Here is a 13,042-nt window from a genome sequence, read left to right as displayed (position 1 = left end):
GAACCACGTCGTCCCGCGGTTTGTTCCCCTACCTCACACGTTGCGCCGGTACTGCCCGCCGACCTCGAAGAACGCCTCGGTGATCTGCCCGAGCGAGCACACCCTCGCCGCGTCCATCAGTGCCCCGAACAGGTTGTCACCCCTGGTCGCCGCCTCGCGCAGCTCCTTGAGTGCCTGCTGCGCGTCGTCGTGGTGCCTGCGCTGGAAATCGGCGAGCCGGTCGAGCTGCGAACGCTTCTCGTCCTCGGTCGCCCTCGCCAGTTCGACCTCCACGTCGTCCTCGGCGGCGCCGGGGTTGCGGAAGGTGTTCACCCCGACGATCGGCAGCGATCCGTCGTGCTTGAGCCGTTCGTAGAGAATGGACTCGTCCTGGATTCTGCCGCGCTGATAACCGGTTTCCATGGCACCGAGCACGCCGCCGCGCTCGGAGATGCGGTCGAATTCCATGAGCACGGCTTCCTCGACGAGGTCGGTCAGCTCGTCGATGATGAAGGAACCCTGGAGCGGGTTCTCGTTCTTGGCGAGACCCCATTCCTTGTTGATGATCATCTGGATGGCCATCGCCCTGCGCACCGAACTCTCGCTCGGCGTGGTGATCGCCTCGTCGTAGGCGTTGGTGTGCAAGGAATTCGCGTTGTCGTACAGCGCGCACAGCGCTTGCAGCGTGGTACGGATGTCGTTGAAGCTCATCTCCTGCGCGTGCAGCGAACGTCCCGACGTCTGCACGTGGTACTTGAGTTTCCGCGAACGATCGCCGGCCCCGTAGCGCTCCCGCATGGCGACCGCCCAGATGCGCCTCGCGACCCTGCCCAGCACCGAGTATTCGGCGTCCATGCCGTTGGAGAAGAAGAAAGAGAGATTGGGAGCGAAATCGTCGATGTCCATTCCACGGGCCAAATAGGACTCGACGTAGGTGAAGCCGTTGGCGAGGGTGAACGCCAACTGCGAGATCGGGTTGGCACCGGCTTCGGCGATGTGATAGCCGGAGATCGACACCGAGTAGAAGTTGCGGACCTCGTGCTCGATGAACCATTCCTGAATGTCGGCCATCATGCGCAGCGAGAACTCGGTGGAGAAGATGCAGGTGTTCTGCCCCTGGTCCTCCTTGAGGATGTCGGCCTGCACGGTGCCGCGCACCTGCCGCAGTGTCCACTCGCGAATGCCGCCCGCTTCCTCTTCGGACGGTTCCCTGCCGTGTTGTTCCTTGAACGCCTCGATCCGCTGATCGATGGCGGTGTTGAGGAAGAACGCAAGAATGGTCGGAGCGGGACCGTTGATCGTCATCGACACCGATGTGCTCGGCGCGGTCAGGTCGAAACCGTCGTAGAGCGCCTTCATGTCGTCGAGGGTCGCGATGGAAACACCCGACGTGCCCACCTTCCCGTAGATGTCTGGCCGGGTCGCCGGATCGAAGCCGTAGAGCGTGACGGAGTCGAACGCGGTGGAGAGCCGCTTGGCCTCCGAGTCCGCGGAAAGGTACTTGAACCGCCGGTTGGTGCGGAACGCGTCGCCCTCACCCGCGAACATCCTCGCCGGGTCCTCCCCTTCCCGCTTGAAGGGGAAAACACCAGCCGTGTAGGGGAAGTAGCCGGGGAGGTGTTCCCTGCGCAGGAAGGAAAGCAGCTCGCCCTTGTCGGTGTAACGGGGCAACGCGACCCTGGGAATCCGGCTTCCCGAAAGGGTTTCCCTCCACAACTGGGTCCGCAGCTCCTTGTCGCGGACGGTGAACACGAGTTCGTCATCGCGGTAGGACTCGGCGAGTTTCTCGTACTCGGCGAGCAACGTGGCGCTCGAATCGTCCACAGCGGACTTCGCGCGCGTGGCGAGTTCTTCGACCGCGCCGGTCGCGCCGTCACCGGCTCCCGCTTCGGTGAGCGCGCGCAACGTCGCCGCGAACTGTTCGCTCGCCCTGACGGCGGCGACCTGCTCGGCCGTGTTCCGGTGATAGTCACGAACCGTTCCGGCGATGTCGGCGAGATAACGCACCCTGCCGGAGGGGATCACGGTGGCCAGTCCCGTCGACACCTTGCCGGTCACCTCGGGCAGCACTCCCTGGTGCACTCCCAGTCCTCGCTCGGCGAGCGCGTCGCGCAGGTTCTGGTACAGGGCGGTGACTCCGTCGTCGTTGAAGGTCGCCGCGCTGGTCCCGAACACCGGCATGTCATCGGGACCGAGGTGGAACTCCTCGCGGTTGCGGACGAGCTGACGGGCCACGTCGCGCCGGGCGTCCTCGGCGCCCCTTCGCTCGAACTTGTTGATGGCGACGACGTCGGCGAAGTCGAGCATGTCGATTTTCTCAAGCTGGGATGCAGCGCCGAACTCCGGCGTCATCACGTACAGCGCGTGGTCGACGTGGTCGACGATCCCCGCGTCGCCCTGGCCGATGCCTGGCGTCTCGACGACGACCAGGTCGAAACCGGCCGCCTTGCACGCGAGCACCGCCTCGTCGAGACCGGTGGGTATCTCGCCGCCTGCCGTGCGAGTGGCCAGCGACCGGAAGAAGACGGTGTCGCCTTCGAGGCAGTTCATGCGGATGCGGTCGCCGAGCAGCGCGCCGCCACCCCTTCGCCGGGTCGGGTCGATCGCCAGCACCGCGATCCGCAGCTTGTCCTGCTGGTCGAGGCGGAAGCGCCGGACCAGCTCATCGGTGAGCGAGGACTTCCCCGATCCGCCGGTACCCGTGATGCCGAGCACCGGCACGGTACGCGCGCGGGCGGCCTCGGTAATGGCCGAGCGCCACTCGGCCGGGAGCTCGTCCTGCTGTAGCCGGGTGATCGTGCGCGAGAGGGTCGGCAGATCGCCGGAGAGCAGGGAATCCACGGAGCCGACGGGGGTGGCGGCGAGGTCGGCGTCGCACTCCCTGATCATCGAGTTGATCATTCCGGGCAGGCCCATGGTGAGCCCGTCGTCCGGCGAGAAGATGTGGGCGACACCCCTGGAGTGCAGTAGCTCGATCTCCTCGCGCACGATGACGCCGCCACCACCGCCGAAGACCTTGACGTGCCCGGCTCCCCGCTCCCGCAGCAGCTCGACGAGATAGGTGAAGTACTCGACGTGCCCGCCCTGGTACGCGCTGATCGCGACCCCTTGGACGTCTTCGGAGATGGCCGCGGTGACGACCTCGTCCACCGAGCGGTTGTGCCCCAGGTGAATCACCTCGGCGCCCTGCGATTGCAGGATGCGCCGCATGATGTTGATGGACGCGTCGTGACCATCGAAAAGGCTCGCGGCGGTCACGAACCGGACGGGGTGCGCAGGCCGGTGCAGTTCGGAGGTCATGCCTCCAAAATACTTGGACTTCCTACCTTTTTAAAACCAAGTGTGTCCGTGATGGCCGTCTCAGCGGCCCCCGGATCGATTCAGGGCGTGGTCACCGGCCCTTCCGCGGCGGAATTCGGCGAGCGCAACGCGATCCACTGCCGCATCGCGTACTCGACGAGCGTGATGAGCGTCTGCTTCGTCGACTCCTTGTCCCTGGCATCGCATCGCACGATCGGGATACTCGGGTCGATCGACAGCGCCTCCCGCACGTCTTGCAGGTCGTGCTGCAATACGCCGTCGAAGGTGTTGACGCCCACGATGTAGGGCAGTCCCCTGTCCTCGAAGAAATCGACCGGCGCGAACGAGTCGGCCAGCCTGCGGGTGTCCGCGAGCACGACCGCGCCGATCGCGCCGCGGACGAGGTCGTCCCACATGAACCAGAACCGCTGCTGGCCCGGCGTACCGAACAAGTAGAGGATCAGGTCCTCGTCGAGCGACACCCTGCCGAAGTCCATGGCGACGGTCGTCGTCGCCTTGTTCGGCGTCGCTTCGAGGTCGTCGATGCCGGTACTCGCGTCCGTCATCATCGCCTCGGTGGTCAACGGCACGATCTCCGAAACCGACCCGACGAAGGTCGTCTTTCCCGCTCCGAAGCCACCGGCCACGACGATCTTGGCCGAGGTCATGGTCTTCGGCGCGGCTTCGCGCGGTGCCTTAAAGCCGACGGAGTCCACTCAAAACCCTTTCCATCAACATCAAATGCGCTTCGGCACCCTCATCACCGGAGATGGTCCTGTGCACGGTGACCAGCCCCGCGTCCGCCGCGTCACTGATCAGCACCCGCGCCACGCCGAGCGGGACGCGCAGCGCCGCAGCGATCTCGGCGACCGAGTGTGGGGTCCGACATTCTTCCATGATCAGCTTGTGCTCGATCTGGTCGGGCACCGCAAACACAGCCGCCTCGCGGGTGGAGACCAGGGTTTCGAGCTCCAATGGATAGTTGGCCTTCGTCCTACCTCCGGTAATGGCGTAGGGACGCACGAAATCCGTTTCCTCCGCTGGGTACAACGGGACGGCTTCGGCCGACACAAGCTGCTCCTCTCCGGTCGGGGCCCCGATCGTGCCGGGTAGGCCGGCTGGGTGGGACATCTCGGTGAAAGGGGGTGTTTGCCTGCCGCGAGGTTCACCGCGGTCCCCCCTGTGCTCTCTGCCTTTTCTCAGGCCGCGATGACCCGGACCGAGCGCGAACCCGTTGACGAGATCGGCGAAGGTGCCGGAATCGTCGTCCCCTGTCCGGCCAGGCCCCGTACTCATCGTCGCCAGCTCAACCCACCGGTTCGCCGACGAACGAGCTGGTGACGCCCTGCAACTGCGCCCTCAGCTCGGGAGTGAGAATCTGGCCCACCCTGTCCACGAGCAGTGTCATCTCATAGGCCACCTGCCCGATGTCGCAGTTGGGGGCGGCGAGCACCGCGAGGCACGAACCGTCGCTGATGGACATCAGCACCATGATGCCGAGTTCCATCTCCACCACGGTTTCGCTCACGGCCCCTGCCTCGAAGCAGCGCGCCGCGCCCTGGGTGAGGCTCACCAGGCCCGAGGCGACGGCCGCGAGCTGGTCGGCTCTGTCGAGCGGAAGCCGGTTGGACGCGGTGAGCAGCAGGCCGTCCGCTGACACCACCACGGCGTGCGCGACTCCGGGGACACGCTCCGCGAAGTCGTTCACCAGCCAGCCGAATTGATTCTGTTGGGGCTGAGCCCGTTCCGGCGCGGTCATTCACCCTCCACTTTCTCTTGACTGCTCTCGCTCGCCTGAGCGGTCCGATGCCGGCCTCGGCGAATACCCTGCTGGAAACTGCTGAGCCTGCCCCGCACGTCGGCGGGATCGCGCTCCGCTTTCGGCCTGCTCGCCTGGCCGGCCGCCGAGGAAAGACTGCCGGGCAACAACTGTGCCCCCTTCCTGCGCCGGGGCAATCCCGCCGCCGTGTAGTTCGGCGGCCCGGACTGGGAGGCGGCCTGTACCGCGCTCCACCGCTCGTCGGCGGCGAACGCCCATTCCGAGGCAGGCGCCTGTCCCGACCCGGATCCCGAAACCGCCTGGGACGGTACCTCGGCTTGTGGCGGGGGCGTCGTCCCTTGCCGGGCTGGCTTGCGTGGCTGCCGTTGCGGCAGGCCCGCGCTCGTCGTCGGCCGCTCCTGCTCCGCGGACCGGCCTTGCCGGGTGGCTGACTCCGCCTGCCGATGCCTGCGCCCCCTGCTGACGCCTTGCTGGAAGCTGCTGAGCCTGCCCCGTACGTCCGCGGGGTCTCTGCTGGGCTGCTGTGGCGGAGGCGGCGCCTTCGCCACGGCGGCCCGCGCGGCACTCGCGCTCGCCTGGCCTGCCGCGGCGCTGCCGGGCAGCAACTGCTCGCCCTTCCTCCGGCGCGGCAAACCCGCCTGCGTGTAATCCGATGGCGAGGTGCGGGACACCGCCTGCACGGTGCGCCACCGCTCGTCGGCGGCGAAATCCCACTCCTTCTTCGCGCCACCCGAGGTCTCCGAAGGCGATTCGCTGACGCTCCTGAACCAGGCGGACAGCATCTCGTCGAAGATCGGGGTCGTCTCGGACACCGACCGCGCGCGTTGTGCCCTGCGTTCGGCGTCGCTCGCCGTCGTTGCCGCACTCCACCAGTCACTCACCACTGTTCCGGTGGCTTCGAACAACGCCTCACCGCTGAGCGGATCCACCTCCGGCGCCTTCGCGGCCGCCGTCGGGGAGCCCGACTTCGCGGTGACCTTGGTCGAGGACGGCGCCGCGGGTTCCGGCTCGTCCTCCGGCCTGGTGGCCGCGCTCCCGGCACCCGGCTGTCCACTGTGCACGGTGGGGTCGATGCGTTCGGTGGGAGTGCTCCGCGCGAGCGCGCCCTCGGTCTCCGGCTCGGATTCCGTTCGCTCGTCCGGCGTTGGCTCTTCCAGGTCCGGCTTCGCGAAGGCCGCGGTCACCTCCGCCGCCGACTCGGACTCGGCCTTCTCCCTCGCCTCGTCCGCCGCGTCCGGCCATGCCGGAGCCGCTTCTTTCGCCTGCTGCTGCTCTTCCTTGCCGATGGGCGTGAACAGCGCCGTCCCCGACACCTCGGTGTCCGATGGCGACTGCCGCACAGCGCCACCAGCGAGGTCTTGCAGGACACCTGGCCGCCTGGTGCCGTTGGGTTTCCTGCGGGGCAGCCCGCCCGGCGTCTTCGGCGGCAACGGGGTCGCCGGATGTGGCGCCGAAGGCTGTGCCGGAGTCTCCGGAACGGCGGCGACAGCCGGTACCTGCTGGGCACTCGTACCGGAGGGCTGTTGTTGCTGTTGCGCGCCCATCACCAGTTCCGCGGGCACGCTCACCGTCGCCCGCACGCCGACGATGTCCTTGCCGCCGTGCAGTACGACGCCGAAGTTGTGCCGTCCGGCGAGCCTGCCGACGACGAAGAGCCCCATGCGGCGCGAGGTCGCGAGATCGACCGAACCCGCCTCGGTGAGGCGAGCGTTGGCCTCGGCGACCTCGGCCTCGTTCATGCCGATGCCCTTGTCCATGATGTCGACGGTCAGCGAGCCGTCCTCCATCAACCTGGTCGCCACCGTCACCTGTGTCTCCGGCGCGGAGAACGCGGTGGCGTTGTCGAGGAGTTCGGCCGCGAGCCGGACGAGGTCTCCAGCGGCGTAACCGACGATCCTGACCGAGGGCGGAGTCTGCACGACGACCCGCTGGTACTGCTCGATCTCCGACACGGCGGCACGCAGTACGTCGGTGGCGCTGACCGGCTGACCGGACCGGCGGCCGGGCTCGGCGCCGGAAAGCACCATCAGGTTCTCGTTGTTGCGCCGCATGCGGGTCGCGAGATGGTCGAGCTGGAACAGCGTCGCGAGCTGGTCGGCATCCTCCTCGTCGCGTTCGAGCCGCTCGATGAGCTGTAGCTGACGCTGGACGAGACTCTGGCTCCTGCGGGAGAGGTTGACGAAGACGCTGGCGTAGCCGGTGCGCATGCCCGCTTGTTCGGCCGCGAGCCGCAGCGCTTCGGCGTGCACGGCGTCGAACGCCCTGGCCACCTGGCCGATCTCGTCGTCGGTGTGGACAGGGGTCGGGCTGAGCTCCGCGCTTTGCGAACGCCCCTCCTGGATGGTGCGCACCGCTTCCGGCAGCCCGTGCTCCGCGACGTCGAGCGCCGTGGTGCGCAGCACCTTGAGCGAGCGGAGAAGCTGGCGGGTGACCAGGAAGACCACGGCGGCGGCGAGCAGGAGCGCGACGACGAACAACACAGCGAGCACGACGACAGTGGTGCTCGCGCCGCCGGCGAGGTCGCTCGCCGTCGCGGCGAGCTGGCCGCCGAGCCGGTCACCGACCTCGCCCATGCTGGTGAACACCGAGCCGGAAAGGCCCCGCCATTGCTGGGCCGTCTCGGTCCGGAATGCCTCCCCGCTGCCGGTGTCCTGCGCGGCGAGCACGCCCTTGACGATCCGGTCGCGTTCGTCGAATGCCTCGCCACGCACGCTGCTGTCGAAATCCTGCCGCTGACTCTCGGTCGCGGCGCTGCCGAACTCGGCGAGGCGGTCGGTCAGCCGCACGTCGGAGGTGCGGACCTGGTTGAACTCGCTTGGCGCGAGCCCACTCCTGCCGATGCCGTACCCGATGAGGGCCTGCTGGAGGGAAACCTCCTCCTTGGCGACGAGCAGGTTGTGCAGCGCGCTGGGGGTCGCGCCGATCTCGGTGTCGCCCATGCCGCTCACCAGCGCGGTGTCCAGGTTGAGCAGGGCGGTGGTCAGCGCCGTGTACTCGGTGACGGCCTCGATGGGGCCGACCTGTCCCGCGCCGACCCGCTCGCGGAGTTCGGCGAGCCCGCCGAGCTGGTCGGCGACATCCTGTCGCTGACCAGCGATGCCGGGTTCGAGTTCGACAGCCGGTCCCGCTGCCGCGTTGACCGGGCCCGCCGCGGCGTCGACGGCCGCCCTCGCCTCGCGCAACTCGGCGGAGGCCGCGCCGGTGCCCTGGGTGAGCGCGTCGGCGGTCAGCGCCCGCTCGCGCTGGACGCCGTCGAGCAGCGCCGCCGCCGAGGTGTCCAGCTTCACGAGCGCGTCGACCCGCTCGTAGCGGTCTGCCTCGCCGAGCTGGCTGCCCAGGGTGACCCCGCCGAGAGCCAGCGCGACGATGATGGGGATCAGGGTGATCGCCCCCAGCTTGACCGGAAGGCTCCAGTCACGCCAGCGCGTCGCGGCCCGCCACCGGGACGGCTTCGGGGCCGGCTGGCCGAGGAGCTTGCCCACAGGCACTTGGCCTTCTCCTGCAACGGTCACGAAGGTGACTCCTCCTCCGGCTCACTCGCTGTCTCGCGACGGCTCACGGGTGGCACGCTCGGCACGTCAGGCATGTCGGGACTCCGGTGACCGCTTCCGATCAGCACGCCGCGAGGAGCACGGCCGGGCAGGCATCGCGGATGAGCCCGGTCCTCGCCACCGCTTCTACCGCTGCCGACCGTGCCGCTCTTGGCGCCGGTGACGAACGGTGCGGCGTGCACCGGCCGAGGCCGTGTCCGTACCCATGTCCCCATGTCCGTCCGAGTCCGCTCGTGCTCGCCGATGCCACGCTTGTGCCTGCTCATGCCGGTTCGTGCCTGTTCACACGGGTCCCGCACTGTCGTGCCGGTCGTACTCCGGTGGGTTTCACCTGGTCCGCCGGCCTGTGTTGTCGTTGTCGTCTTCGCGCACTGTCGTGCGCTGTCGTCGGTGCCGCTGGTCGTGCTCGGTGCTGTCGCTGTGGCCGGTCCGTCGTCAACCACCAGGGCGCCGACCACCGCATCATGCGAACTGCATGCCGTCTAGACGGTGTTGGCGCCGGAATTGACATTTGACCGGGGCGCCAGAAAGCGTACACCAAACAAGCGCAGGGCAAATGTTCGCAAAGGCTCAGCCCGTGACCAGGAGAAATGCACAATGCCGACGCGGAGAGGCCCGCGCATTCACACATGACGAAGATCGGGCCACCAATTCGGTTACCGCTTTCATGGTGTGCGAGACATCAAGCGTCACCCACATAGAGCAAGACCCGGCGAGTGATCCCTCGGATGGCCTAGCCAGAACCCTCCCACGGTGGAGTGATGTCACGGAAATGTGCACGAAGTTGTGGCTCGATCAGTCATCGCATGAAGGACTCGCCCGCTTCACCTCGCCCAGGATTTTCGCCCTGGCCTGGTGGTATCTCCGCTCAGGTTAGGCCATGCGCATGAACGCGAGTCACCGGGGACACGCGCTCGTTCCCGCTCCGACTGACTGGCAACAGCTACCCTGAGTACCTTTCATGTCAGCGCCAAACCCCTGCTGAACCTCTTTCAGTCGGCAAGATCGCCACCGCCGATAACGCCGAGTCACGATCGAATCCACCAGGAAGGGTGAACTTTCATATTTCGCACCCCACGGCCACGCACGACACTTCACCTCGCATTCCAAAACTCCGCGCCGACCTGCCGAGGGACCCGGCCTCGATCATGGCGGCCGAGCGAGACCCGCCACCCGAGCACGCACCGTCACCCCGGCCTCGGCAGCCAGTGAACACCCCGCGGACAGCCCGGCTTGCCACTCTCCGCGATCGGTCAACGACCTGTCGTGGCCGGTCACCCGTGGTGCGGCCGAGCGCCAGGACGGGCCGCTCACGACCCCGGGACACACCGGACGCGGCTTTTTCGCCGACCACCATAAAAACGCACGCGAAAAACTCGAAAATGGGCGCGGACAATATTCGAATGGCCGTGAGTCTCTTATTGTCGGCCACCTATTCTTTTCGCGCGATCACAAAACCGGGATTCACCGGACCGGACCCAACCCACCGCCATCGTGATTCTCCCGTTACCCACGCAAGCTGCAACATCCAATGTGGACCCACGCGAACGTGCGCGACCCCGGTCGCCCGGGGTGACTGTGCCCCACTGCACGTGCACGCCGCCCTGCTCCCCGCCCGGTCATCCGGGCCTGAGACGCTGACTGTCGTGACGGCAGAGCACACCGCGGCGACGGGCGCGACCAGCGCGAACCGGGCCACGGCGCGGATCCGCGAGTTCCTTGACCGGAACCCGCTTCCGACGCCGTGCCTCGTCGTCGACCTCGGCTCGGTCGCCGACCGCTACCGAGCGCTCGCTCGTGACTTCGCGGGCTACCGCGTGCAGTACGCGGTCAAGGCCAATCCGAGTCCGGCCGTACTGCGCGCGCTCGCGGCCGAGGGAGCACACTTCGACGTGGCGAGCCCAGCGGAAATCGAGTCGTGTCTGCACGCGGGAGCGAACCCGGCGACCTTGTCCTACGGCAACACGATCAAGAAACCGGGCGACATCGCGACGGCGTTCGCGGCCGGGGTCAGGGACTTCACCGTCGAGGCGGCAAGCGACCTCGACAACGTCGCGGAACACGCCCCGGGGGCCGAGATCTCCGTTCGCCTGCTGGTGAACGCCGATGGAGCCGCGACCCCGTTCGGGCGCAAGTTCGGCTGTGACGCCGACACCGCGATCGCGTTGCTGAAGCGGGCGGCGCGCGCGGGTCTCGATCCCAAGGGCGTCAGCTTCCACGTCGGCTCCCAGCACAACGATCCAGCCGCGTGGGACGGCGCCATGGCCGCGGCGGCTCCGGTCTTCGCCGCGGCGGCGCGAACCGGAATCCCGCTGCGCGCTCTCAACGTCGGCGGCGGGATCGGAACGGATTATCGCGGGCGGGCGCCTGAACCGGCCACATACGCGAAAGCGATCACCGAAGCCGTGCGCACACATGTGCACGACCTGCCTGCCGAGCTCGTCATCGAGCCGGGCAGAGCGATCGTCGCCGAGGCCGGGCTCATCAGAACCGAGGTCGTCCTCGTCTCTCGAAAATCCACTATGGACAGTGAAAGATGGGTTTACCTCGACGTCGGCAGGTACAACGGTCTCGCCGAAACGGAGAACGAGGCCATCGCATACCGGATCGAGCCGGTCGGCTCCCCCGGCGAGGCCACCGGCGAGCGGGTGATCATCGCGGGCCCGACGTGCGACGGTGACGACGTGCTGTACCAGCGCACGCCATACCACCTTCCGCTGTCGTTGCGCGCGGGCGACCAGCTCGACATCCTGGCCACCGGCGCTTACACGGCAAGCTATTCGTCCGTCGCGTTCAACGGCATCCCGCCGTTGCGCACGTACTGCATCTCGGAAGGGAGGCTGATCAGTGTCGAGTGAGCACGGCACCGGCGCTGTCGGCACGTTCTTCGGCCACCACGTACTCGCCGAACTGTACGGCGTCGCCGAGCATGTGCTCGATGACGCCGAGTTGCTGAGGGAAACCCTCACTCGCACGTTGACCGAGGCAGGGGCGACCGTGTGCGAGGTCGTCGCCAACCGGTTCGAGCCCCAGGGCGTCACCGTGGTGGCCATGCTCGCCGAATCACACGCCTCGGTGCACACCTATCCCGAACTGGGCGCCACCTTCGTCGACGTGTTCACCTGCGGGCAGCAGGCCGATCCGGAGAAGGCGGTCCTGCTGCTTGCCGCCGCCCTCGGCGCCGAACCACCCGTCATGTCCACCATCAGGCGCGGGCGCCTGCCCGCGAGTACAGGGAAGTGAATGTCCAGCCAGATCGTCGAACCACTCGGCAACGGACTGTCCAGGGTGTGGGAGCTGCGCGACACCCTCCTCGATGTCCACACCGGCTTCCAGCACGTCGTCATCGGGACGACGGCTCAGGGGGTTTCGCTGTTCTGCGACGGCGAACGGCAGAGCACCGAAGCCAGCCAGCTCGTCTACCACGAGGCGCTGGCCGTTCCCGCGATGCTGCTGGCCGACAAGCTCGACGCCGTTCTGGTCATCGGATCCAGTGAGGGCGTCGTGAGCCGGCTCGCGGTCGCGCACGGGGCGTCGCGGGTCGACCACGTCGACATCGACAGCGTCGCGGTCAGAGCGTGCGCCGAACACCTGCCCTACGGGTATTCGGCGGCGGAGCTGGCCGAAGCCGAGCACGGCGAGGGCCCGGTCCGGGTGCACTACCAGGACGGCTGGGAATTCCTCGCGGCCTCCCCAGGTGGCTACGACCTCGTCGTCATCGACCTTCCCGACGAGAACGACGACGAGGCGGCACAGCACAACCGGCTCTACGGCACCGAATTCCTCAGCCGCTGCGCGGCCGCGCTCGCTCCCGGCGGGGTCGTGGTGTGCCAGGCAGGCTGCCCGACGTTGTGGCGCAACGAAACGCTGATCGCGGCATGGCGGCGGTTCACCGCGTTGTTCGGCACCGTGGCCTACTACGGCTCCGACGAGCACGAGTGGGCATTCCTGTCAGGAAGGGCCGACCGCGTACCGGACCCGATCGGCACCATGGTGGACCGGCTTGACCGCTCGGCCTACCGGCCCGCCTCCATCGACGGGCCCGCGCTGCGAGCCTGCGGAGTGCCGCCCTACTCGGTCAGAGCTTCTTGCCTGCCTGAACCCTCTGTGTGACCTTGCGTTCGGCGACGAACGACAGGAACGGAATGGTGCCCGCCAGCAAGACCGCGACGGTTCCCTTGATCGACCAGCGGGCTTTCAGCGCGAGGTCGACGGCGACGACGAGATAGACCATGTAGAGCCCGCCGTGGGTGACGCCGATCCAGCCCATCATGCCCGGCGCGTCGAACGCGTACTTGAGCACGAAAGCCAGGGTCAGGCCGAGCAGGCCGACACCCGTCAGGTAGGCCAGCACGCGAAACCGCAGCAACGGGCCCTTGAGGGACACCGGAGCGGGCGCCACCGTCGTGTCGTCGCTTTCGGTCGTCACCAT

9 protein-coding genes are annotated in these 13,042 nt (G+C 67.6%); 3 read left to right on the top strand and 6 right to left on the bottom strand.

Features of this window, described 5'->3' with window-relative positions:
- Positions 1-33 precede the first annotated feature (33 nt).
- The 5 genes from icmF to BAY61_RS10915 all read right to left on the bottom strand — a co-directional run bounded on the left by icmF (position 34) and on the right by BAY61_RS10915 (position 8,571).
- Positions 34-3,279 carry a fused isobutyryl-CoA mutase/GTPase IcmF gene (gene icmF, locus BAY61_RS10935; protein ID WP_091795878.1) on the bottom strand — a complete coding sequence of 1,082 codons (3,246 nt, stop codon included), beginning with the start codon at positions 3,277-3,279 and terminating at the stop codon, positions 34-36.
- An 80-nt stretch (positions 3,280-3,359) separates the two neighbouring features.
- Positions 3,360-3,995 carry a GTP-binding protein gene (locus BAY61_RS10930; protein WP_170140039.1) on the bottom strand — a complete coding sequence of 212 codons (636 nt, stop codon included), beginning with the start codon at positions 3,993-3,995 and terminating at the stop codon, positions 3,360-3,362.
- The gene (locus BAY61_RS33505; protein ID WP_245865984.1) at positions 3,976-4,575 is read right to left on the bottom strand and encodes a DUF742 domain-containing protein; all 600 of its coding nucleotides are present in this window, start codon (positions 4,573-4,575) and stop codon (positions 3,976-3,978) included. Before BAY61_RS33505 ends, BAY61_RS10930 begins: the two co-directional genes overlap by 20 nt.
- A gap of 10 nt (positions 4,576-4,585) precedes the next feature.
- Complete coding sequence (locus BAY61_RS10920; RefSeq protein WP_091795875.1) at positions 4,586-5,038, bottom strand: roadblock/LC7 domain-containing protein; 453 nt, start codon at positions 5,036-5,038, stop codon at positions 4,586-4,588.
- Positions 5,035-8,571: a nitrate- and nitrite sensing domain-containing protein gene (locus tag BAY61_RS10915; RefSeq protein WP_245865982.1), complete on the bottom strand. Its 3,537-nt coding sequence runs from the start codon at positions 8,569-8,571 to the stop codon at positions 5,035-5,037. The genes BAY61_RS10920 and BAY61_RS10915 overlap by 4 nt, the downstream gene beginning before the upstream one ends.
- A 1,685-nt stretch (positions 8,572-10,256) precedes the next feature.
- Here BAY61_RS10915 and BAY61_RS10910 point away from each other — a divergent pair.
- The 3 genes from BAY61_RS10910 to BAY61_RS10900 are packed head-to-tail and all read left to right on the top strand — an operon-like array spanning position 10,257 to position 12,723.
- Positions 10,257-11,468, top strand: coding sequence for a type III PLP-dependent enzyme (locus BAY61_RS10910; RefSeq protein WP_245865980.1), 1,212 nt, complete (start codon positions 10,257-10,259; stop codon positions 11,466-11,468).
- A complete protein-coding gene (speD, locus tag BAY61_RS10905) occupies positions 11,458-11,853 on the top strand; it encodes an adenosylmethionine decarboxylase (protein WP_091795868.1) in 396 nt (131 codons plus the stop codon). The genes BAY61_RS10910 and speD overlap by 11 nt, the downstream gene beginning before the upstream one ends.
- Positions 11,854-12,723 carry a spermidine synthase gene (locus BAY61_RS10900; RefSeq protein ID WP_091795866.1) on the top strand — a complete coding sequence of 290 codons (870 nt, stop codon included), beginning with the start codon at positions 11,854-11,856 and terminating at the stop codon, positions 12,721-12,723.
- Here the strand turns inward: BAY61_RS10900 and BAY61_RS10895 are convergent.
- Entirely contained in the window at positions 12,689-13,042 is a 354-nt protein-coding gene (locus tag BAY61_RS10895; RefSeq protein ID WP_091795864.1) for a DUF3817 domain-containing protein, read from the bottom strand. The genes BAY61_RS10900 and BAY61_RS10895 overlap by 35 nt on opposite strands.

This window comes from Prauserella marina (genome assembly GCF_002240355.1).
GTDB lineage: Bacteria > Actinomycetota > Actinomycetes > Mycobacteriales > Pseudonocardiaceae > Prauserella_A > Prauserella_A marina.
The sequence above is the reverse complement of the archived record's forward strand: the minus strand, read 5'-3'. Positions and strand labels throughout refer to the sequence as shown.